The organism is Pseudomonas sp. R37(2017) (genome assembly GCF_002113375.1).
GTDB lineage: Bacteria > Pseudomonadota > Gammaproteobacteria > Pseudomonadales > Pseudomonadaceae > Aquipseudomonas.
Map to the genome: position 1 here is coordinate 356349 of NZ_NEHO01000001.1, position 21789 is coordinate 378137.

The window sequence follows — 21789 nt, forward strand, 5'->3', positions numbered from 1 at the left end:
TCGATACTAGGCTCCATCAACCGAGACATCTCGCCTCGGGACTTGGAGATCGACATGACTACTCAGAACCTCAGCGGCAAAGTGGCATTGATTCAAGGTGGTTCCCGCGGTATCGGTGCAGCCATCGTCAAGCGCCTGGCCGCTGAAGGCGCGACCGTTGCCTTCACTTACGTCAGTTCGACGGCCAAGGCTGAACAATTGCAAGACAGCATCACCGCCAAAGGCGGCAAGGCCCTGGCCATCAAGGCCGACAGCGCCGACGCCGACGCCATCCGCGGCGCCGTATCCGCCACGGTAGAGACCTTCGGCCGCCTGGACATCCTGGTCAACAATGCGGGTGTACTGGCCGTCGCACCGCTGGCCGAGTTCAAGCTCGAAGACTTCGACCAGACCCTGGCCATCAACGTGCGCAGCGTGTTCATCGCCACCCAGGCTGCCGCCAAATACATGACCGAAGGCGGACGCATCATCAACATCGGCAGCACCAACGCCGACCGCATGCCCTTCGCCGGTGGCGGCCCGTATGCCATGAGCAAGTCGGCCCTGGTCGGCCTGACCAAAGGCCTTGCTCGTGATCTCGGCCCGCAAGGCATCACCATCAACAACGTGCAACCAGGCCCGGTCGACACCGACATGAACCCGGCCCACGGTGATTTTGCCGATAGCCTGATCCCGTTGATGGCCGTGGGCCGTTACGGCAAGGCCGAAGAAATCGCCAGTTTCGTTGCCTACCTTGTCAGTCCTGAAGCCGGCTACATCACAGGGGCCAGCCTGACCATCGACGGTGGTTTTGGCGCCTGATACGCGTCAGCCAAATGCAAAAACCGTGGGAGCGAGCCTGCTCGCTCCCACATTTGCCAGAGTCACCCCGTCACTTTGACCAGGCCCAATCAAGCGCCGGCAAACCAAAAGCGTCCGGTTCGAACGCCGTTAGCGTACGAAGAATGCCATCGGCGTGTGCGTACCTGGCGTCGGCCATTGCCGCATCCGGAATTGCAATCGCTGTCATCCCCGCCGCTTTCGCCGCGGTGACCCCAAAGGGCGAATCCTCGAACACCAGGCAATCCTCGGGGGCGACGCCCAGGCGCCGCGCCGCCGTCAGGAAAATATCCGGTGCCGGTTTGGCTGCGCCCACCTCCGGGTCATCGGCAGTGACGATGAAGTCGAACAAGGCGAACCAGTCGCGATGCAAGGTGATTTTCTGGCCAAACGACTGGCTCGAAGAACTGGTGCCGACGGCAATGGGAATGCTGTTGGCCTTCAGATGCCGTACCAGCTCCTGTGCGCCGGGCATCGCTTTCGCGGCAGGAAAGCGCTCGCGCATCAGCGGCTCGCGGATCACCAGAAACTCCTCGGCGGTTATCGGCAAGTCCAGCGCTTGAACCACATGGCACGCCAGATCGTTCGCACCGCGGCCAATGATGTTCTGCTTGATACTCCAGTCGAACGTTCGGCCGTAACGCGCGGCGATGATGGACGTGACTTCGGTGTAGATACCCTCCGTATCCAGCAACAAGCCATCCATATCGAAAATCACGGCCTTGATCGGGCCGAATGCTTTCAGCGGTGCATTCATCGCATCTGATCCGTTTTAAGAGGCATCCATAGCGGTGCAGCCGAGGCCCGCCTGCGGATGGATTAAAGGATTCAGCAGCATAGCGAGCGCAACGGACCCGGAGCAACGATGAAATCCCGATTCGCGCCGGTTACGCGGGAGTTTCCGCCGGCGAACGAGCCTGGATACCCGGTGACGGATGAGGAGAGAGTGGGTGATGGCAGCGGATACCCGGGCGTTTCATCAATGTCGAAGACTTTCGGATCAGTCTTCGTCCTCTTCCTCGTCTTCGAGGTCGATATTTCCCACATCGCCCGCATCATCGGCATCGTTAAGCGGCACCGTCGCATCATCCATCAGCGATCCCGGATCCTCATTGCCAGGATCGTTGATAAACGGCAGTCCGCCCGCGCCTCTTTCGTCCTTGCCTTCGGTTTTCGCAGTCATGGTATGCCTCGCTTAACTAGTGATGCTTGTTGTGGTGCTTTTTCGAATGTTTATGACCGCCACCCGAATGGGAATGGCCACTGCCGCTCCCCAGATCATTGCCGACCGCACCACCCGCCGCACCGCCAAGACCTGCGCCGATGGCCGATCCGGTCGAACCGCCAAGACTGTTGCCGATCACCGAACCACCCGCCGCGCCCAAACCTCCGCCTACCGCCGCCTCAGTGCGACTGTGCTTGGGCGCGGCAATAGCACCGCCGGCCGCTCCGCCGACGCCCGCACCAATTGCTGCCCCCGTACTGCCGCCCACCTGGCCACCGACAACGTTGCCCAGCACCCCGCCAAGACCACCGCCCACCGCGGCATCTCCGTTACCTCCCGCCAGGGCCGCCTGCGAGACCAGCAATCCAAAAACAATCGCAGGCAACATCAAGCGTCGAGTACGTTGGCTTGCGTTTTTTTTGCCGTTGGTATCCGGGTTCATGGTACGCCTCACATTCTTGAAAGGTATGGAGGATTTGAGCCGCTGCGGCGAAAAACGTTCAGATACGAAAAAGCCCGGCATCAAGCCGGGCTCTTTTCAGATCAGGATCAGGATCAGTGATGCTTGTGACCGTTGGCCAGGTTGCTGCCCACGCCACCGCCCAATGCACCGCCCAGGCCTGCACCGATGGTGGCACCGGACTTGCCACCCAGGCTGTGACCGATCACCGAACCACTGGCTGCGCCGACACCGCCGCCAATGGCAGCACTGGTACGATGACCTTTTTTGGCGGCCACTGCGCTGCCCGCCGCGCCAGCCACGCCCGCACCAATCGCTGCGCCAGTGCTGCCGCCCATCTGCTGGCCGACCACATTACCCAATGCGCCGCCCAGGCCACCGCCCAGCGCGGCAGTGCCGTCACCAGCCATTGCACCTTGAGCAACCAGAAGCCCCAGAACCAGAGCGGGCAGTGTTAAACGCATGACAAAAACCTCAAAAAATTGGGGGACACAAAAAAGGGGCGAGATTGAATGCTTTTGCACGAACAACTTCGCAATTGGCGACGGTTGGACAGCATTTTTGGAAAAGGTTTTATCGCGGACAAAAAAAAGCCCGCTGGGGAAACGGGCCAGGTGTTGCTTTCTAACGGATGAGTCGAGACTACCGAGGGTGTTGTGAAAAGTTTGTGAACGATCACCACATAAAAAAACTTGTCATAAAACCCCTTCACACATGAAAAACCCCATTCAATGACGGGGTTTCCCTGCGCTCGCCTACTGCCTGACCGGTGCAGTCACCTTGGGTAAAAATTTGCCCTTGAGTACCCTGCACGCTCTGGACTTGATCTTGTCGACCTCGGTCTGGTCCTCGCCAAAACTGGCCACATACTCGGTCTGACCACACCGCACGGAGTTGTTGATCGGAAATTCTGCGTCATCGTCCTCGAAATACGGATCAGCCATCTCTTCACCCCCTTTTCAAAAAAGCGATATCGACACCGGCAAGCCCTTTGCCTGAAAGAATATCGATCGCCAAGGCGTTTGAGACTAGTCGGTCACTAATGGACCTGCCGCTCCAATCCTCCCGAGACCGACGAATGGCTTCTCACCTTTCACCTCAACTTGACTGCAGTCCCGGTCACAAACACCACGACCATCCCGCCTTTGCCGGCTGGCATGCTGATCTCATAATCAAGCCCGACCACCGCATCCGCCGCAAGCGCCCGCGCCCGCTCCTTGATCTCATCGGTGGCTTGAATTCGTGCTTCCTTCAACGCTCGCTCCAGGGTCTGGGAGCGCCCGCCGAAGAAATCGCGCATCCCGGCAAACACGTCGCGAACAACGTTGATCCCCTGCACGGACTCGGCGCTGACAATGTCCAGGTAGGCGGTAATCTGCCGGCCTTCGATAGAGTGGGTTGTAGTTGTGATCATTGCTGTTTATTCCTGTTCAGATATTGACGGTGAGGTACCGCACCCTCACCCGCGCCTTTGCCAGAGCTCCACTTTTCCACTGCTATGCTAACAAGATCTGTTTCCTGCACTGGAGACGCGCAGCATGGCAGCAGAAAGCAAGCATTCCCCGTTCATTTTCAAAGCCGTGGCCTTCCTGGCTGGAGGCCTCCTTGTGGCTTGGGCCGCCACAAAACTGCTCGACATTGACTTCGATCAGACATTATTGGCAGATACCAAGGGCTGGCTGCTACATGCGTGGCGCTGGCTTCTTTTGGAAACACCCATGCAGAACTGGTTGCTGCTGATGATGATCGCGGTTTTAACCAGCACGCTGTTTGTAGCGACTTACTACTACCGCACCACTGACGGAGCCAATAGCGAGTTACATGAGATAGAGCGAAAAATTTACAAAAACAACAACCCTCAGTTTCCGCAGTTGACCGATAACCAAACGCTGCTGATGGAGGCTTTGGCCTATCATGCAAACTTCAGGAAAATTGCGAATCTGGACTCAATTTGCAAACTTGTCTCACTCAGCAAACTGGAAGTGGAAGACGGCCTGAAGCAACTCCAGGTTAAACGTCTTGTGAAGCAAAACGTGACACGAGGTACGTTTGGCGCCACCACGTTTGAACTTACCCTGGCAGGCAAGGACTATGCGCTGGAGCGACTTGAGCTGACGTAGTGAGGATACCTGATCGCGCTTTTTTGAACATCGGGCCCCGGTTTATAAGGGTTTCGCGGCGATAGTCTGGCTCTGTACGAAATCCCGAGAAACCCAATCTCAGGCATGCGCCTCGCGATCAAGAACGTCAGCGACCCACTGATTGATACTCTTGTGAGCTAACTGCGCTTTCACCGCGACCGTTGCATGGAGTGCGGGGGCTAAACGCAGACTGAGGTTGCCCGAATAGGGTTTCTGCGGTGCACGTCCGAGCTTGGCACACGTCTCCAGATAGTCCGTGACAGCCTCCTCGAACGCAGCACGAAGTTCCTGGACTGACTCGCCGTGAAACCCCACGACATCCTTGATACCGGCAATGTGGCCGACAAACAGGCCGTCTTCATCACTGTAATCAATTCGGGCGGCGTAGCCGTTGTAGTTCATCACGTTCACGGGGTAACTCCTGCTTGTTCAAGGAAAGCCCGAGCGTCACGCACCTGGTAGGGCTTGGCTTCTTTTTCGGGGTGGGGTCGGTGAAAGGTGGCGACCACACCATTGAGCTCAAAACGTACTCGCGACCCGTTGCCTTCAATGGTTCTGGCGCCCACTGCGCCGAACAAGGACTCGATACGAGCCCACTCCAGCGTGGCCGGGGCAGGCCTTGAGAACACGGCTTTGAGCGTACTGAACTGTTTATTGTTCATGGTATTATATCATGATACCGCGCAGGATTTTGCAACCGCGAATGACATCGCTGATGCATGAGGTACCCCTCCAACACGCGTTACAAAATCGCCGCCTTTCCAGTAACAAGAAAATGGCGTTTTCGAATGTGAGATTCGGGTTTTAGTTGAGACGGCTCCAAGAATATCCGGTAACTCTCCCTGTCGTTGTAGGCAAACTCCGAGAGATGCGTAAGGCGACGGCGGCAATGGCGCAATGCCTACTTCCATGACGTGAACAGCGCGAAGAAACTGAACGCCATTGACGGTAGAGGAGGAAATCTCAAGGGTTTGAGGCACTAGCGCGACAAGAAGATCGGTAAGAAAGTAGGAGGTGACTGGTGGGGGTCACTGCAAGGCAAGGCGGTTGCTGTGAAAAAGTGCAATATAGAAAACGGCGAAACAGGCAGCCGAAGAAGAGCAGGAGCGATTACAATACTGATGATATTTATTTTTGCTTATTTTTTTCACTACTCGCGTACATTTCGAACCATGATGTCGCCCTAAATATTGCAAAAACAGCACTAAAAACCTGAACCATCGAATACATATAAATAAAATAACCTATAAACCACACAATCCTATTTAGTACATAAACAACCTGATAATAAAGCTCAGGCAACCCATCAAGATCAAAGTACGCCGACTTCACTGTCAACGCAAAAATCACTGCGACCGCCTGAGTTATAATGAAATGTGCAAAAGCGGAAACAAGTGCCATGAAGGGTGAAATTTTTCCTTCTTCACTATCAACAAGGAATCGGCTAAACCCCGAATCCATCCCTAAAAAAACAGCGAGCCCAGCCAAAGTAAAACCAAGAATTGTTGGGACACTCGCAATTACTATGTCCCACCACCCCGAATGAAACCAAGCTCCGAAATTTACAACGGTTAATACCAGTGCGACATAAAAGTAAGTAGAGCTAAACAGAGCTGAGCAGCCACCATACATAGACCAATACTGGGTCCATATCCGACGAACACCCTTGAAATCCTTTTTTAACCTACCTAAAAAATTCATAGCTACCTAGTAATCTCACGATGAATCTGAACCACTTTATCATAGAGAGCATCAAACTCAGAGGTAAGATTTGGATTATACTTCGCCGTCTCGTGCAACGGCATATCTTTAGTTGACAGGTATTTTTTCAACCCATCACTATCTTTACCTTCAACTGCGACATACCCATTATCATTGGCAACCGCCGCTAGCGCCTTGACATACTCATCTGGTCGCAAACCTTCATTACTTGCTTCCATGAATTCAATTTTCTCTGTTCTCGCATTCAATTTATTCAGCCTCTTCAGAATTTCCTCTTCCATATCTTCCAGATCATCTGGATTAGGGCGGTCAATTTCCATCTTCAAAATTGAGATCCGCTTCAACGACAATAGCTCACTGAGACCACTGGGGTCTGGCTGAATCGTAACATTCAACGTACCAAAACCTGCAAACTCCTCTTTCAAAAACACTGATTCAAAGAAGCGCTTAACGAGCCTAGGAGAAAGACTGTGCTTTGGCTTAGCACTAATAAAATAAAATCTGTGCCCCTGTGGAATGAAAATATATTGAAACCTCTTGAAGTGCGGCTTCAAATTATCCGGTATATTAATTTCAGCAATTTCATCCTCGGTTGCTGCATCCATTACCTCTGTATTAAACCAAGCCTCAGTTGAATCCAGTTTCAAAAACTTATAAATGTCGCCCCTAACACCTAACAGTGGCTTACTTGGATCAAGGTACCGGCAAGAGCCCAAAAGCAGCGCATCATCCCCCCTCACTAGTGCATCAAACTTATAACGCGCCATTTTCTGAAGCATTTCAATATACTTCTCTGGCGTATGAGGCTGAAGAACAATATTAAGCGCACCAATATGTATTGCAGAACTTCTTACGCTAGACATCCAACCTCCACACGATAAAAATAGATCTATGCAAACATGAAAAATACATGCAAGCGAAGAATAACTATCAATTCACCACTCATCTTTTTTGAGTTTAATTAACACTGCCACCTCTCGTTTACGACGATACCAGCACATTCGACGAAACAAGTAGTTGGGGTGTTGGAGCAGCAAGTAATGCGTTGAGCATGGATCATATCCCTATGCCAGTTTGAGGAGCCGCAGGTAGACGAATTCGCTAACCCTTTTTCCGGGCTTTGGCGATTGGATCATCGGCGTCCCTATCTGACTGATCCGTTCTTAATGGATACAGATTATGCTGGCCTTTTAGAATCGGCAAGGGCTTCGGTCAGATCCTTGAGGCGTTGCTCTACGTCCATCAGGCGTTATTTTCTTCGGCGGCACTTTGGATTTCTCGCATTCCCGCTTCTCCCAGGGAACGGAAGACCTTAAGCATGGCCCTTTTCTGCATGTTTTCAGTCGCAGGGGCTGAACCTTCAGTCGACACACCATGAAACACTGTGCCTTCGCCCGTGAGTAGCCAACCAAACGCCAAGGCAATGGGTGCGATACGCACCAGCGACTGCATTGCCGTACTGCGGCTGGACAATTGCCCTCAACAGGAGGTGCACACCTACGCCCATAACGGCGATGCCATCTGGGAAAACCTGTGCAAGAGCCGGACATGACGCGGGCTGGGCCCCGGGTTTCAGAAACCATCGCACTGACTTGGGAGGATGTTGACCTGAAGAAAGGAACGGCCATTTTTCACCCATCGAAGGTGCGCGGGGCCAAGCGGGTGACGAAAACCCGGCGCTCGACGCGGAAGGTGCGGCCGCTGAGGCCGGCGTGGGACGTGCTACGCAAGATCGATGCTATTAACGGGAAGAAGAAAGCGGATACAGTAGATGTCACTGAGCGGGATAACACGACGGTGCGCCAGCACACACTGCATTTCGTTTTTTTGAACAGCAGAAGCGGGCTACCGCATGTGAGCGTTTTTTTGGTGCGGGACCGGTTCTTTAAAGCGCATTCAAATGCGGTTGGGGTGCGGTATCGGGGGCCTGGGTAGTGCCGACATATGTATGCGAGTCAGCTGCTGACGAAGGGGGTGGCTTCAATTGACTGGATTGCGGAGCAGATGGGCATACAAATGGGAATATGATCCGGCAGCATTATGGGACTTGGATTAATGAGAGTGGGCCGGATGTTTTGGGGATGCTTCAGCATGCACTGAACATCTAGCCCAACCTATTATGGCCAAAACGAACGAACGGGCTCAGGAGAAATACGACCCTGAGGATTTACCGGATACTCTGCCTTGCAGCCGGTGCATCGGAATTTTCCAGATAACGTTCGATTGTCTTGGAGTGGATGAATCTCCTTTTTATTGAAGCAGCTTGGACACGCATAATGGTGCGGAGACTCGCTACTTTGATATACAAAAGCCCCTCCCGGAGCCTCAGCAAGAGAATACTGAGCCGATCTTTTCAACCAATAATCTGCGGCATCCAGCTGTTTTCGTAGATCATCCCTTTCATTTTGCAGCCGATTCAGCTCTTCCCGAATCTGGAACATACCATCCTGGGTTTCACCGAGACGCGTCAAAGCCTCATTGATTTTTTCTTTGGCGTCGGCATCAACCTTCGCGGCATATACGACCCCAAGCAGTTTCCGAACAACGTTAAAGCTCTCGAACGTCGCCCCAATCATCGCGTAATCCATCAGCAGTCCCCGTTTTTTCCAATGATCGCGTCATTCAAACGATAGGATCTGCGGGAAAAAACGCCAATTCCCCCTAGCCCACACACGCGGCAGTTGTGGCGCCATTCACATATCGTTCCCATATCGCCCTTTTTCAGACGCCAAAAACCACAAACCCCCGACTTTCTCCAGGAAAATCAGGGGTTTGTGTTTGCAGAATGTGGCGGTGAAGGAGAGATTCGAACTCTCGATACAGTTTCCTGTATACACACTTTCCAGGCGTGCTCCTTAAGCCACTCGGACACTTCACCGTATCTCTTCAAACATGTTCTGTCTGTCGAGGCGCGCTAATGTAGTCGAAAGCTTTTCCGATGGCAAACATTTTTTTCAGAATTTTCATGCGGTTAACGCGATTCAGCGTTTGCGGTCATTCCGAGCCATGGCAAACCGGCCAATCTCCGGCTTCGCGCCCACTTCTATATAGAGAGCAACACGCGGCAGGCGTGGCGGGTGACGCCTGGAGGACGGGCAAAGGGTGACTGGCGGGTCAGTCACGGCGCTTTACCTGGCTTGCGGCGGTGGGTAACGTCTGCCCAACTTTATTGAAAGGAATAGCGTCATGAGTGAGTTGATCTCCTACCATCTCGAAGACGGTATCGCGACCCTGACCTTGAGCAATGGCAAGGTCAATGCCATCTCCCCGGACGTGATTGCCGCGTTCAACGCTGCGCTGGATCAGGCCGTGGCTGATCGTGCGGTGGTGATCATCACTGGCCAGCCGGGCATTCTCTCCGGCGGTTATGACCTGAAGGTGATGACATCCGGCCCTAAAGAAGCGGTGGCGCTGGTAACTTCCGGCTCGACCCTGGCGCGTCGCCTGCTGTCGCACCCCTTCCCGGTGATTGTGGCGTGCCCGGGGCATGCGGTGGCCAAGGGTGCGTTCCTGCTGTTGTCGGCCGACTATCGCATCGGCGTAGACGGCGCGTTCAGCATTGGTCTTAACGAAGTGCAGATCGGCATGACCATGCACCACGCGGGCATCGAGATCGCACGTGATCGCCTGAACAAAGTGGCGTTGCAGCGTTCGGTGGTCAACGGTGAGATGTTCAATCCACAAGGCGCCCTGGCTGCCGGTTTCCTTGATGCGGTGGTGTCGCCCGAGGAACTGCAAGGCGCGGCCCTGGCAGCGGCCCGTCAGTTGAAAAAGATCAACATGACCGCACACAAGAACACCAAGTTGAAGGTGCGCAAAGCGCTGCTGGAGGCCCTGGACAACGCGATCATCCAGGACCAGGAACATCTGGCTTAAGCCCGAATCTGCCGTAACGAAAAGCCCGACCGTCGCGTCGGGCTTTTTCATACATGCCTGCGCTAAACCTCTGTAGCCGCTCTAGACAGCATCTGACCAATTAGTCGGAAACATCAGCACAAACATCGGCTATCTCCCATTACTCTGGCAGCAATTGCCGAAAACAGTGCACATCCGTACACTGCGCCACCTTTTGTCCCGGTGGGGCCTGTAAATGCTGTATTTGTTCCGTATGTCATTGATGGGCCTGCACTTTATCGTGGCGGGTGTGCTGGGGGTGATTCTCGGCCTGTGCCGGCCATTCAACCCGGACAACAGCCGCCTGTGCGCCCGCCTCTACGCCTGGCCGGCCATGTGTATTTTGCGTTTGCGGGTGAAGGCCGATGTCGGGCCGTTGATGGATAAGCCCGACAGCTGCGTGATCATTGCCAATCACCAGTCCAACTACGACCTGTTTGTGTTTGGCAATGTGGTGCCCCGTCGTACCGTGTGCATCGGCAAGAAAAGCCTGAAGTGGGTGCCATTGTTCGGGCAGTTATTCTGGTTGGCCGGAAATGTGCTGATTGACCGCGGCAATGCACACAAGGCGCGCAAATCGATGTTGACCACCACTCACACCCTGCAAAACAAAGACACCTCGATCTGGGTCTTCCCGGAAGGCACGCGCAACCTCGGTGAGGACTTGCTGCCCTTCAAGAAAGGCGCCTTCCAGATGGCCATTGCCGCCGGGGTGCCGATCGTGCCGGTGTGTGTCAGCAGTTACGTCAAACACATGCGATTGAACCGCTGGCGCAGCGGGAAAATTCTGATTCGCTCGTTGCCGGCGATTCCTACCACCGGATTGAGTCTGGACGACATGCCCATGCTGATTGCCCAGTGCCGCGAGCAGATGCGTGAATGCATCGATTCGATGGACCGGCAACTGCAAGCCGCCTGAACTGAAAACCCGCCCAGCGCGGGTTTTCTTTTGCCTGCGAGACTTTACCGGCGAACTCGGCAGATTTAACTGACTCCCAAACACTTGCAAGGCTAAGCTGATCAACACTGCCATAACATCTGTTGCCAATTGAAAGCTGCCAATAAGAAGTGAACCACCATCATGGGTAGAGTTGTTGCTGCTGCGGTTTATAGCGCCGGTAAAAGAGTCACCAATATCACCCTCGACGAAGGCGCAGCCTGGGCGGCAAAGCCCGGGCACTTCGTCTGGATCGGCCTCGAAGAGCCGAACGCCGAGGAGCTCTACAACCTGCAACGCCAGTTCAACCTGCACGAACTGGCCATTGAAGACGCCCTGGAAAAGCACAGCCGACCGAAGCTGGAAACCTTCGGTGATGCGCTGTTCATCGTGACTTATTCGCCCATCAAGGAAGACGACAAACTCAAGTTCATCGAGACGCATATCTTTGCCGGTAATGGCTACATCATTACTGCGCGCAACGGTCACTCCGCGTCCTACGCCCATGTCCGACAACGCTGTGAGGCGCGTCCGCTGTTGCTTGAGCACGGGGAAGATTTCGTACTCTATGCCATTCTCGATTTCGTCATTGAAAACTATCAGCCGATGGGGGAAGCCATTCACGCGGAAATCGATGAGCTGGAAGGCAATGTGTTATGTGGTTCGTTGAATGACTACGACATCCAGAGGCTACATGGCCTGCGACGTGATGTTTTGCGCTTGCGTCGATATGTGGCACCGATGATCGAGATCGGGGAGGAATTGCAGAGGCTGAAATTCCCGTTCATCGACAAGAACATGCGGCCTTACTTTCGCGATGTGCAGATCCATGTAACGCGACAAATGGAAGACCTGACGACCCTGGCGGATATTGCCAGCCAGACGATTGAGATCGGGGTGCTGTTGGAGGCCTCACGGCAGAGCGTGGTACAACGCAAATTTGCGGCCTGGGCGGCGATTCTGGCCTTCCCGACGGCAGTGGCGGGGATCTACGGGATGAACTTCCAGAACATGCCGGAATTGACCTGGCACTATGGGTATTTCGGGGTGCTGGGATTTATTACGGTGGGTTGCCTGGGGTTGTGGGCGAGTTTCAAGAAGTCGGGATGGCTGTAGGAGCGGGTGCCCGCTTGCGGCATGCTCGCGAAAAACCTGAGAGCACCGTGGGCTGTCAGGTTTGGCGCGTAATCGTTCACGTCCATCGTCGGAACGCCGCCCGGAGCATGCTCGCTCCTACAGGTTTTAAACAGCTGCTGGCTTGTGCGCGACAAAGCGCATCATCCACTCGGCAACCGTGGTGCCGTGGTGCTCCTGCTCCAGGCTCGCAATGCCTTTGGAGTAAACCTGCTGGCCCAGCGCTTCCTGACGAATATCCAGAAGGGCGCGGGAGTAGTCGTGGATGAACTCCGGATGCCCCTGGAAACACAGCACCTGATCATTGATGTGGTAGGCGGCATAGGGGCAGAAATCGCTGGATGCGATGACCGTGGCGTTCTCCGGCAGCGACGTGACCTGGTCCTGGTGACTGATCAGCAGCGTCAGTTCCTCGCGCACCGGGTTCATCCACGGAGCCTTGGCGGCCAGTTTATAGTTGTGGGTGCCGACACCCCATCCCTGGGTTGCACGCTCGCTCTTGCCACCGAGCAGCAGCGCCAGCAACTGGTGACCGAAACAGACGCCCAGCAGCTTGTCGCCGCGCTCGTAGCGGGTCAGCAGATATTTCTTGAGGGTTTCGATCCACGGGTCGGTGCCGAAGGAGTCGGCCTTGCTGCCCGTAACAAGGTAGGCGTCGAACGTCAGGTCGTCGCTTGGGTACTCACCCTGCACCACGTTGTAGACGGTGAACTCGGCGGCAATCGGCTGCTGCGAAAACAGGTGTTTGAACATCTGCCCGTAGCCCTGATATTGGTCAACCAATTCCGGACGCAGGTGGTCGGTTTCCAGAATGCAGATGCGTAACGACATAAAAAATACCTGACACGTGATGGGAATAATGCACACCCCAGAGCCTGCCTTGAAACACCGTGACAAGGCAAGCCCCGAAATGCGTCATCGTGCCCTCAGAACGCCTCCCCTTTGGCTGCCTTCTCCAGCAGCAATGCAGGCGGCGCGAACCGCTCGCCGTACTGCCTGGCCAGATACTCGGCGCGGGCAACAAAATCCCGCACGCCGTACTGGTTGATGAATTGCAGCGCACCGCCGGTCCAGGCGGCGAAACCGATGCCGAAGATCGAGCCAATGTTGGCATCCGCCGTCGAGGCCAACACGCCCTCCTCCACACAGCGCACGGTTTCGATGGCCTGCACGAACAGCAAGCGATCACGCACATCCTTCGGCGAAATCTGCCCCTCGGCTTTCTCGAAACGCTTCTTCAACTCTGGCCACAGGTGTTTCTGGCCACCCGCCGGATACTCGTAGAAACCACCACCGGCAGCCCTGCCCGGACGCTTGTATTCATTGAGCAGCAAATCGATCACGGCGAATGCCGGATGCTCTGCCAGCGGTTTGCCTTCTGCTTGCAGGTCCTTGGCGGTTTGCAGGCGGATATGGCTCATCAGGCTGAGGGAAACTTCGTCGGAGATCGCCAGCGGACCTATAGGCATGCCGGCCTTGCGCGCCTCGGTCTCGATCATTGCCGCGTTCACGCCTTCGCCCAGCATGGCGATGCCTTCATTGGTAAAGGTGCCGAACACCCTTGAGGTGAAGAAACCACGGCTGTCATTGACCACAATCGGAGTTTTCTTGATTTGCAGGACGAAATCGAACCCGCGGGCCAGGGTTTCTTCGCTGGTGTTGGTGCCCTTGATGATTTCCACCAGCGGCATTTTTTCCACGGGGCTGAAGAAATGCAGGCCGATGAACTTGCTCTGGTCGGGCACGGCGCACGCCAGGCCGCTGATCGGCAAGGTCGAGGTGTTGGAGGCGATCACCGCGTCCGCGCCGACGACTTTCTGTGCGGCCAATGAGACCTTGGCCTTCAACTCACGATCCTCGAACACGGCCTCGATGATCAGGTCGCAACCGGCGAGATCGGCATCGCTTTCACTGGTTTGAATGCGTGCCAGCACGGTGTCGCGTTGCTCGATGCTCATTTGTCCGCGAGCGACTTTCTTGTCCAGCAGCGCCGCCGAATGCGCCTTGCCCTTCTGCGCCGCGGCAAGGTTGATGTCCTTGAGCACCACCTCGATGCCGGCCGATGCGCTGACAAACGCGATACCGGCGCCCATCATCCCAGCGCCGAGGACGCCGACCTTGCGGGTGACATAAGGCGCGAACCCTTCAGGCCGCGAGCCACCGGCATTGATTTCGTTGAGCTGGAACCAGAAGGTGCCAATCAGGTTCTTCGAGACCTGGCCGGTGGTCAGCTCGGTGAAGTAGCGGGTTTCGATCAGGTGCGCCGTATCGAAGTCCACCTGGGCGCCCTCGACCGCCGCACAGAGGATTTTCTCCGGCGCGGGCATAGTGCCCTGGGTTTTGCTGCGCAGGATCGACGGCGCAATCGCCAGCATCTGCGCGACTTTCGGGTTTGACGGTGTACCGCCCGGAATCTGGTAGCCCTTCACATCCCAGCGTTGAACCGCTACCGGATTGGCAAGAATCCACGCCTTCGCCTTGGCTATCAATTCTTCGCCATCGGCTGCCAGTTCGTCGATCAACCCCGCCTGCAACGCCTGTTGCGGGCGAACTTTCTTGCCTTCGAGCAGATACGGCAGGGCTTTCTCGATCCCGAGCATGCGCACCATGCGCACCACGCCGCCACCGCCCGGCAACAGGCCAAGGGTGACTTCCGGCAGGCCGAGCTGCACCGATGGATTATCCAGTGCCACGCGATGATGGCAGGCCAGGCAGATTTCCCAGCCACCGCCGAGCGCCGCGCCGTTGATCGCCGCGACCACGGGTTTGCCGAGGGTTTCCAGGGTGCGCAACTGCCCCTTGAGGGTCAGCACCATGTCGTAGAAGGCTTTGGCTTCAGGCTTGCCGACCTTGATCAGTTCATTGAGGTCGCCGCCAGCAAAGAAGGTTTTCTTGGCCGAGGTGATGACCACCCCGGCGATGTTGTCTTTATCGGCCACCAGGCGCGCAACACAGCCCGCCATGGCCTGGCGGTACACCGCGTTCATGGTGTTGGCGCTCTGGCCCGGCATGTCGATGGTCAGGACAACGATCTGGTCCTGGCCTTTTTCGTAACGAATGGCTTCGCTCATATCTGGGTTCCTTGAAGTCCGGGCTCAGAGGCGTTCGATGATGGTGGCAATGCCCATGCCGCCGCCGACACACAGGGTCGCGAGGCCGTAGCGCAGGTGCCGGGCTTCCAGTTCGTCGAGCAGCGTGCCAAGAATGGCGCAGCCAGTGGCGCCCAGCGGATGGCCCATGGCGATGGACCCGCCATTGACATTGACCTTGTCAGGATCGACGGCCATGTCCTTGATGAATTTCAACACCACGGAGGCAAACGCCTCGTTGACCTCGAACAGATCGATGTCTTCGACCCGCAGCCCGGCCTTGGCCAACGCCTTGCGGGTCGCCGGCGCAGGGCCGGTGAGCATGATGGTCGGATCGGTGCTGGTGACCGCGGTGGCGACAATCCGCGCCCGTGGCTGCAAGCCCAGTGCCCGGCCCTTGGTTTCGGAGCCGATGAGCATCAGCGCCGCGCCGTCGACAATCCCGGAGCTGTTGCCGGGGGTGTGCACATGATTGATCCGCTCCACATGGCTGTAGACCCGCAGCGCGGTGGCATCGAAGCCCATCTGCCCCATCATCTCGAAACTCGGCTTGAGCTTGCCCAGGCCCTCCAGGGTCGTTTCGGCGCGAATGAACTCATCGTGATCGAGCAGGATGATGCCGTTCTGGTCCTGCACCGGCACCAGCGACTTGTCGAACGAGCCGTCGGCTCGCGCCCGCACAGCCTTTTGCTGGGAATGCAGCGCGTAGGCATCGACGTCCTGACGGCTGAAGCCTTCAAGGGTGGCGATCAGGTCGGCGCCCACACCCTGCGGTGTGAAATGACTGTGCAGATTGGTCGCCGGATCCAGCGCCCAGGCACCGCCGTCGCTGCCCATCGGCACCCTGGACATCGACTCGACGCCACCGACCACCACCAGGTCTTCGAAGCCTGAGCGCACCTTCATCGCGCCGAGGTTGACCGCCTCCAGCCCCGAAGCGCAGAAACGGTTGATCTGCACGCCTGCCACACTGATATCCCAGTCAGCCACCTGAGCGGCGGTCTTGGCGATATCAGAGCCCTGATCGCCAATTGGCGTCACGCAACCGAGCACCACGTCATCGACCTGGCTGGTATCCAGCGCCGTGCGCTGTTGCAGCGCGGTCAGCAAACCGGCAACCAGGTTCACCGGCTTGACACTGTGCAAGGCGCCATCGGCCTTGCCTTTGCCACGGGGTGTGCGTAACGCGTCGAAAATCAATGCTTGGGTCATGACATCCTCGAACCGCAGTGCAGGTGGATAAATCCGAGTGCCCACTCTTGGCCCGAGCCGCGTTTGATTCAATGACCGCAGCGCTCACAGACGTTGACGCACACGCTCAGACGGACGGTAGTCAGCTACCGGTTCAACCGTTTCAGGACACCAAGCTGTCTAGCCAACGGGCGCCAAAGAAGCTGGCAATAGGCCTCATGCTTTTTTTAAAGCAATTCGTAACGACACCATACGAAATGGATCTAAACCAAGCGCAGCGCGGGCTCTAAGGTGAACGTGTACGAAGTTGTCGTCGGGTTTTGCCGAGGCGCTCGTCACTACAGGAAGTGCAACGCGCTGCCACATGGAGAAATGCAGGCAGGCATCAGGAAATAACAATAAAGGCGGTCAAGCCATGTTCAAACAATCGAAAGTACGACAAGCCGGGCTCATCCTTTTTGCCACCACGCTGTTGTTGATATTGCCGAACCTGACCAAGGTAATCGGCTAGTCGCGTCTGAAAGTTACGGCGTCACAGTTTTTCAATTGCCACTATCAAAATGTGACTGGCCCGCTACCCGGGCCAGCGTGGCTGTGCCACCCTTGACGGCACTTCCACGACATGGACGGCAATCACTTGAAAATGCTCATTCTGCTCGGGGCCCTGCTGTTCGGCTCGCCCCTTTATGCCGCACAGCTGAACCTGGAGCTGGGCGCGAACAGTCGCACCTGGCAAACCGAGGAATTGCTCAAGCACCCTCAGGTTCAAACCATCCGCATCAGCGACGACGTTTCCTACAAACGGGACATGAGCTACCGCGCCGTGCCTCTGTCCGCACTGCTGACCGGTATCAAGCCTGACGACCATCTGCAAGCCGTGGCCCTGGATGGCTTTGCCGCCGAAATGACCGCCGCGCCGCTGCTCAATACCCAGGGCGCACGGGCGTGGCTGGCGATCGAAGACCCGGCCACCCCCTGGCCACCGCTATCCGAAGACAAGCCAGGGGCCGGGCCGTTCTATCTGGTCTGGACCAACCCGCAGGCCGGCAACATCAGCCCCGAACAATGGCCGTTCCAGGTGGCGAGCATCAAGCGCCTGGCGCCCGTGGCCGAGCGCTTTCCCGCCCTGCTGCCCGATCCGGCCTTGAAGGCGGATGATCCGGTGAACAAGGGTTTTGCGTTGTTCCAGAAGAACTGCCTGGCGTGCCATCGACTCAATGGCGCCGGGGACGCGCAGTTCGGGCCAGACCTGAATATTCCCTACAACCCGACCGAGTATTTCGGCGCGGACTTTCTCAAGCGCTATATCCGCGACCCACAGAGCTTGCGCCAGTGGCCGCAAGCGAAGATGCCCGGATTTTCGGCCGAGGTGCTGCCGGATGGAGATGTGGGGATGCTGGTGGGGTATTTGCAGCATATGGTCGGGCGCAAGGTTAAGCCGTAACAAATTCGTACCTTTAGGAGCGGGCTTGCCCGCTCCCACAGGATCACCGGTGCTGGCGTCGGTGACTCTGGAACGTACTGAAACGAAAACGGCCAACCCGAAGGTCAGCCGTCTTTGCCGGTTGTCACTGTTCATAAGGTTATGCGAGTCGCCCTCGTACCTCCTGTTTCACACCCCAGCCTTCGATGATGCCGCCAAGCGGCTCGACGACCGCTTCGAAACCCTGTTCGAAATTGCCGATGTCGTCGTAGGTTGCATACATGACTTTGCACAATTCCAGCGCCCAGGCACCGTCGTCGCGCACACTGACTTGCGCATCCAGGGATTCGCCACGATGGAAATGACCTGCCGCCCTGCGCGCCCGCTCCTCGTCCGGGAAAATGGCGTAGAACTCGATGGGATGAAACCGTGAAAAGTCAAAACCGCCTTCTTTCATGCGGCGCAGAACGCTGCTGCTGATGTCTTCTTGATAGGCTGTGCTCATGAAACGTCCTCCTCAAAACGATGGATAGACTTTCCGTACTCCCTCACCCGCCACCGAACAGCGCGGACGACGGCAACCGATGTGCCGGCGGGAAACAAGCATGTAGCTGACAAGACCAGACCTTAGCGATCCATTCGCTGATCTCGCTTGCAGAGTAGCCCCAAGACAGAGCCTCTGCCAAGGTCTGGTAGTGAATGTCAAGGAGGTGGGATCAGATCGGGGCAATACTGAGGATCTGGATGCTGTACTGGGACTTCAGGCTTTTGACCGTCGGATTGTCGGTTCGCCCTTCCAGATCATTGAGATCGAGCTCGGCAGCGACCGGCAGGTACCGCGCGAGGATAAGTTTGGCGGCCTGCTCGTCGTTCGGGCACTCCTCGCACTCGAAGATTTCGCCAACTGCTTCGCCGTGATCATCCACGAAAGTGATCTTCCACTTCTGCATCAGAGCCTCCTCGATCAAACCCGCAAATGGGTTTACATCTATCTGGACTTTTGCCTTGAGTGATCGTTCATGCCGATTGCGGCGGGCTGGCATGAAAAGAAATTTACCCTGTAGGAGCGAGCAAGCTCGCGATTGCGGTGGGTCAGTTTACGAGATGTTGCCTGACACTCCCTCATCGCGAGCTTGCTCGCTCCTACAGGTTCAGGTGTATCAGTCGTTGCCTGGCTTGTTCACTGCCTGCAATACGTATTGCGGCAAGGCGAACGCGCCAATGTGGATTTCCGGATTGTAGTAGCGGGTGACGATGCCGCTGCCCGTGAAGCGTTGTTGCAGGGTTTCGCGGGACAACTTGCGATAAGCGGTATTGGTCGCGCCCCAGGCGAAGGTCATCGAGCCGCCGATGTAGGTCGGCACGGCGGCCTGGTAGAAGTGCCAGTCCGGGAACAGGCTGCGCAGGCGACCGGCTGTAGTCTTCACTTCTTCGATCTGCATGAATGGCGTGCCGTTCTGGGTCACCAGGATACCGCCTTCGTTCAGGCAGCGGTGGCAGGCCTGGTAGAAGTTTTCCGAGAACAGCACTTCGCCCGGTCCGATAGGGTCGGTGGAGTCGGAAATGATCACGTCGAATTTTTCAGTGGTGGTGGCGACGAAACGCATGCCGTCGTCGATCACCAGGTTCAGGCGTGGATCATCGAATGCGCCCTTGGAGTGGTTCGGCAGGAATTCCTTGCACATGTCGACCACGGTGCCGTCGATCTCGACCATGGTGATGTGTTCGACGCTACGGTGCTTGGCCACTTCACGCAACATGCCACCGTCGCCGCCGCCAATGATCAACACGCGCTTGGCGGTGCCATGGGCGAGGATCGGTACGTGGGTGAGCATTTCGTGATAGATGAACTCGTCGGCTTCGGTGGTCTGGATCACGCCGTCCAGCGCCATCACCCGGCCCATGCGCGGGTTTTCGAAGATCACCAGGTGCTGGTGTTCGGTGCGCACTTCGTGCAGCAGTTTTTCCATGCGAAAACGCTGGCCGTAGCCTTCGTAGAGGGTTTCCAGGTAGTCGCTGGTCGGGATGTTGCTCATGGGAAGTGCTCCGATGAATGCGGGTGGCAACGGACGGTTACCCGCCCATGATGGTCATTCGAAAGTCTCGATTGACCGGGAAAGGCGCGCATTCTACGTCGAGGAACATGACAGGTCGAATGCGGGAGCAAGCTCGCTCCCACAGGTTTAGTGTCGCTTGTTCAGAACTTGACATTGCCGCGCGGTCCGGCAATGGCCCAGATGACCAGCCCCAGCACTGGCAACAGCGCGATCAGCAGCACCCAGAGGACTTTCGCCCCGGTCCCGGCGCTGCTCTTGAAGACGTTGATGATGGCCCAGATGTCCAGGACAAAAATGATCAAGGCAACCAGGCTGTTGAACGTGGAACCCATGGTGACGCTCCCTAAATTTGATTTGCCCTCACAGGATAGACTGTCATCGCGAGGGCTCCTTCTTTTTGACAGTATTTGCTATCAGACGTGGATCGCCACTTTCAGGGCTTCCAGGGATGGCGCGGCGGCGATGCCGACTTCTGCGCACAACTCCAGGACGCGCGGCACGTCATTGCCATAGACCAGGACCACCTGCAACTCGTCATCGAGCAACTGGCTGATGTTCATCAGCGTGTAGCCGCCGTTTTCCTTGTTCAGGCTGCTCATCTGCACCTGGATGCGATTGAGCGCGGTCAGGGCTTCGGTCCTGGCCAGTTGCTTGGGCTTGAGATTGAACTCCACCCCCGGGCCGAACGAGGCGACGATCTGTGCGAACAGTTCCATGTAGGTGTCAGCCTGGAACAGCACCGTTTCCGGCAGGCTACCGACTACCACCCACTCCCCCAGCGGAATCGGGAAAGTGTCGTCGTAGTTGATGTCTGTATTGGCGATCAGAAAAGCCTGTGGATCGGCGTAGGCCTGGGCCGCTTCGTCCGCGACCTTGAGGATCTCGTCTTCGCCCATGCACCCGGAGCTGATTTTGCTGATGAGTTCGACGAGTGCGGCTTTCATGGGGCGGATCCTGTAGCGAGGGAAGTTTTGAGGGCGCGAAGGATAACGCATTACCGAGTGAAATGCGGACCTGTGGCGAGGGGGCTTGCCCCCGCTCGGCTGCGTAGCAGTCGTAAAGTCGGCGTATGCGGTCTTTCTGAGGTGCCCCGATTGAATGGTATGGGGCCGCTTCGCGACCCAACGGGGGCAAGCCCCCTCGCCACGGGGGAAAGCGTCAACCCAGGAGTTTCTGCAACTGCGCAACGGTATCGGCAGCGCCCATGGTTCTGGCGGCGTCCAGCGCGGTGAGGCCATTGGCGTCCTTGGCTTTCGGGTCGGCGCCCTTGCCGATCAGGTAATCGACCACTTCGACGCGGTTGAACATCGCCGCCATCATCAGCGCCGTACGGCCATCGAAGGACGAGCCTTCAACTTGCGCGCCGCCGTCGACCAAGGCCTCGATCACCGCCAGGTCGCCCTTGAAGGCGGCGCCGGCAATCGGGCTCTGGCCGTTGTCGTTGCGAATCTCCGGGTCGGCCTTGTGCTCGAGCAGGACTTTCACCGTGTCCACATGCCCGTGATACGCGGCCAGCATCAGCAAGGTATCGCCCTTGTGGTTACGCAGGTTCGGCGGCAAACCCTTGGTCAGCAGCGCGGCCATCATTGCCGCATCGCCCTCCCGTGCCTTGTTGAATACCTGTTCGGCAAATTCGGCGGCTTCTTCGGGGGTCATCTGGCGGCTTTTGTCTGACATTGGGCACTCCCTTTTCTGTC

The 21789-nt window shown here is 56.7% G+C and carries 27 protein-coding genes, 1 tRNA gene and 1 pseudogene; 8 read left to right on the forward strand and 21 right to left on the reverse strand.

Translation table 11 applies throughout. The annotated features are described in order from the left end of the window. Positions 1-54 precede the first annotated feature (54 nt). A complete protein-coding gene (locus CAG47_RS01640) occupies positions 55-801 on the forward strand; it encodes a 3-oxoacyl-ACP reductase family protein (protein WP_085723176.1) in 747 nt (248 codons plus the stop codon). A gap of 70 nt (positions 802-871) precedes the next feature. Here the strand turns inward: CAG47_RS01640 and CAG47_RS01645 are convergent, their stop codons facing one another. The 6 genes from CAG47_RS01645 to CAG47_RS01670 all read right to left on the reverse strand — a co-directional run bounded on the left by CAG47_RS01645 (position 872) and on the right by CAG47_RS01670 (position 3918). Beyond that, positions 872-1576 carry an HAD-IA family hydrolase gene (locus CAG47_RS01645; RefSeq protein ID WP_085723177.1) on the reverse strand — a complete coding sequence of 235 codons (705 nt, stop codon included), beginning with the start codon at positions 1574-1576 and terminating at the stop codon, positions 872-874. 243 nt (positions 1577-1819) lie between these two features. Next, complete coding sequence (locus tag CAG47_RS01650) at positions 1820-2002, reverse strand: hypothetical protein (RefSeq protein WP_085723178.1); 183 nt, start codon at positions 2000-2002, stop codon at positions 1820-1822. Between the two features lie 16 nt (positions 2003-2018). Continuing rightward, a complete protein-coding gene (locus CAG47_RS01655; RefSeq protein ID WP_085723440.1) occupies positions 2019-2486 on the reverse strand; it encodes a hypothetical protein in 468 nt (155 codons plus the stop codon). A 113-nt stretch (positions 2487-2599) separates the two neighbouring features. Continuing rightward, entirely contained in the window at positions 2600-2968 is a 369-nt protein-coding gene (locus tag CAG47_RS01660) for a bacteriocin (protein ID WP_085723179.1), read from the reverse strand. 291 nt (positions 2969-3259) lie between these two features. After that, entirely contained in the window at positions 3260-3448 is a 189-nt protein-coding gene (locus tag CAG47_RS01665) for a hypothetical protein (RefSeq protein ID WP_085723180.1), read from the reverse strand. 149 nt (positions 3449-3597) lie between these two features. Further along, the gene (locus CAG47_RS01670) at positions 3598-3918 is read right to left on the reverse strand and encodes a YbjQ family protein (RefSeq protein WP_085723181.1); all 321 of its coding nucleotides are present in this window, start codon (positions 3916-3918) and stop codon (positions 3598-3600) included. A 124-nt stretch (positions 3919-4042) separates the two neighbouring features. On the opposite strand from CAG47_RS01670, the gene CAG47_RS01675 reads away from it, so the two are divergent. Then, positions 4043-4624, forward strand: a complete 582-nt coding sequence (locus CAG47_RS01675; protein WP_085723182.1) for a hypothetical protein — start codon at positions 4043-4045, stop codon at positions 4622-4624. Positions 4625-4723: 99 nt separating this feature from the next. Here CAG47_RS01675 and CAG47_RS01680 read toward each other — a convergent pair whose 3' ends face one another. The 4 genes from CAG47_RS01680 to CAG47_RS01695 all read right to left on the reverse strand — a co-directional run bounded on the left by CAG47_RS01680 (position 4724) and on the right by CAG47_RS01695 (position 7230). Beyond that, positions 4724-5056: a type II toxin-antitoxin system HicB family antitoxin gene (locus CAG47_RS01680; RefSeq protein ID WP_085723183.1), complete on the reverse strand. Its 333-nt coding sequence runs from the start codon at positions 5054-5056 to the stop codon at positions 4724-4726. Continuing rightward, positions 5053-5307: a type II toxin-antitoxin system HicA family toxin gene (locus CAG47_RS01685; protein WP_085723184.1), complete on the reverse strand. Its 255-nt coding sequence runs from the start codon at positions 5305-5307 to the stop codon at positions 5053-5055. The genes CAG47_RS01680 and CAG47_RS01685 overlap by 4 nt, the downstream gene beginning before the upstream one ends. Before the next feature lie 466 nt (positions 5308-5773). Further along, entirely contained in the window at positions 5774-6346 is a 573-nt protein-coding gene (locus CAG47_RS27650; protein ID WP_143515792.1) for a hypothetical protein, read from the reverse strand. Positions 6347-6348: 2 nt separating this feature from the next. Next, positions 6349-7230, reverse strand: coding sequence for a DUF4747 family protein (locus CAG47_RS01695; RefSeq protein ID WP_085723186.1), 882 nt, complete (start codon positions 7228-7230; stop codon positions 6349-6351). Positions 7231-7763: 533 nt separating this feature from the next. On the opposite strand from CAG47_RS01695, the gene CAG47_RS28560 reads away from it, so the two are divergent. After that, a complete protein-coding gene (locus tag CAG47_RS28560) occupies positions 7764-7919 on the forward strand; it encodes a hypothetical protein (RefSeq protein ID WP_158091306.1) in 156 nt (51 codons plus the stop codon). Continuing rightward, a pseudogene (locus CAG47_RS28885) lies at positions 7916-8475 on the forward strand (tyrosine-type recombinase/integrase); the annotation flags it as partial. The gene CAG47_RS28560 and the pseudogene CAG47_RS28885, both read left to right, overlap by 4 nt. Positions 8476-8484: 9 nt before the next feature. Here CAG47_RS28885 and CAG47_RS01705 read toward each other — a convergent pair. Then, a complete protein-coding gene (locus CAG47_RS01705; RefSeq protein ID WP_085723188.1) occupies positions 8485-8955 on the reverse strand; it encodes a hypothetical protein in 471 nt (156 codons plus the stop codon). A 200-nt stretch (positions 8956-9155) separates the two neighbouring features. Then, positions 9156-9245, reverse strand: a tRNA-Ser gene (locus CAG47_RS01710). Between the two features lie 308 nt (positions 9246-9553). Between CAG47_RS01710 and CAG47_RS01715 the strand changes: the two genes are divergently transcribed. From CAG47_RS01715 to CAG47_RS01725, 3 genes are all read left to right on the forward strand, one after another. After that, positions 9554-10243 (forward strand): crotonase/enoyl-CoA hydratase family protein, encoded by a 690-nt coding sequence (locus tag CAG47_RS01715; RefSeq protein WP_085723189.1) that lies wholly within the window; start codon positions 9554-9556, stop codon positions 10241-10243. A 214-nt stretch (positions 10244-10457) separates the two neighbouring features. Beyond that, positions 10458-11180: a 1-acyl-sn-glycerol-3-phosphate acyltransferase gene (locus CAG47_RS01720; protein WP_085723190.1), complete on the forward strand. Its 723-nt coding sequence runs from the start codon at positions 10458-10460 to the stop codon at positions 11178-11180. Between the two features lie 162 nt (positions 11181-11342). Next, entirely contained in the window at positions 11343-12314 is a 972-nt protein-coding gene (locus tag CAG47_RS01725) for a magnesium and cobalt transport protein CorA (RefSeq protein ID WP_085723191.1), read from the forward strand. Between the two features lie 126 nt (positions 12315-12440). Here CAG47_RS01725 and CAG47_RS01730 read toward each other — a convergent pair whose 3' ends face one another. From CAG47_RS01730 to CAG47_RS01740, 3 genes are all read right to left on the reverse strand, one after another. Next, positions 12441-13163: an amidotransferase gene (locus CAG47_RS01730; protein ID WP_085723192.1), complete on the reverse strand. Its 723-nt coding sequence runs from the start codon at positions 13161-13163 to the stop codon at positions 12441-12443. 95 nt (positions 13164-13258) lie between these two features. Further along, positions 13259-15403, reverse strand: coding sequence for a 3-hydroxyacyl-CoA dehydrogenase NAD-binding domain-containing protein (locus CAG47_RS01735; protein ID WP_085723193.1), 2145 nt, complete (start codon positions 15401-15403; stop codon positions 13259-13261). Between the two features lie 24 nt (positions 15404-15427). Then, on the reverse strand, positions 15428-16633 hold the full coding sequence (locus tag CAG47_RS01740) for an acetyl-CoA C-acetyltransferase (RefSeq protein WP_085723194.1): 1206 nt from the start codon (positions 16631-16633) through the stop codon (positions 15428-15430). Between the two features lie 601 nt (positions 16634-17234). Here CAG47_RS01740 and CAG47_RS01750 point away from each other — a divergent pair. Further along, a complete protein-coding gene (locus tag CAG47_RS01750) occupies positions 17235-18056 on the forward strand; it encodes a cytochrome c (protein ID WP_085723196.1) in 822 nt (273 codons plus the stop codon). Positions 18057-18195: 139 nt separating this feature from the next. Here CAG47_RS01750 and CAG47_RS01755 read toward each other — a convergent pair whose 3' ends face one another. The 6 genes from CAG47_RS01755 to CAG47_RS01780 form a co-directional block, all read right to left on the reverse strand. Next, entirely contained in the window at positions 18196-18540 is a 345-nt protein-coding gene (locus CAG47_RS01755; protein ID WP_085723197.1) for a ribonuclease E inhibitor RraB, read from the reverse strand. Positions 18541-18751: 211 nt separating this feature from the next. Next, positions 18752-18985 (reverse strand): hypothetical protein, encoded by a 234-nt coding sequence (locus CAG47_RS01760; RefSeq protein WP_085723198.1) that lies wholly within the window; start codon positions 18983-18985, stop codon positions 18752-18754. A 210-nt stretch (positions 18986-19195) separates the two neighbouring features. After that, positions 19196-20071: a polyamine aminopropyltransferase gene (gene speE, locus CAG47_RS01765; RefSeq protein WP_085723199.1), complete on the reverse strand. Its 876-nt coding sequence runs from the start codon at positions 20069-20071 to the stop codon at positions 19196-19198. Between the two features lie 161 nt (positions 20072-20232). Then, positions 20233-20424, reverse strand: coding sequence for a PLDc N-terminal domain-containing protein (locus tag CAG47_RS01770; RefSeq protein WP_085723200.1), 192 nt, complete (start codon positions 20422-20424; stop codon positions 20233-20235). Positions 20425-20505: 81 nt separating this feature from the next. Continuing rightward, on the reverse strand, positions 20506-21036 hold the full coding sequence (locus tag CAG47_RS01775) for a hypothetical protein (RefSeq protein WP_085723201.1): 531 nt from the start codon (positions 21034-21036) through the stop codon (positions 20506-20508). Positions 21037-21250: 214 nt separating this feature from the next. Next, positions 21251-21769 (reverse strand): ankyrin repeat domain-containing protein, encoded by a 519-nt coding sequence (locus CAG47_RS01780; protein ID WP_085723202.1) that lies wholly within the window; start codon positions 21767-21769, stop codon positions 21251-21253. Between the last annotated feature and the right edge of the window lie 20 nt (positions 21770-21789).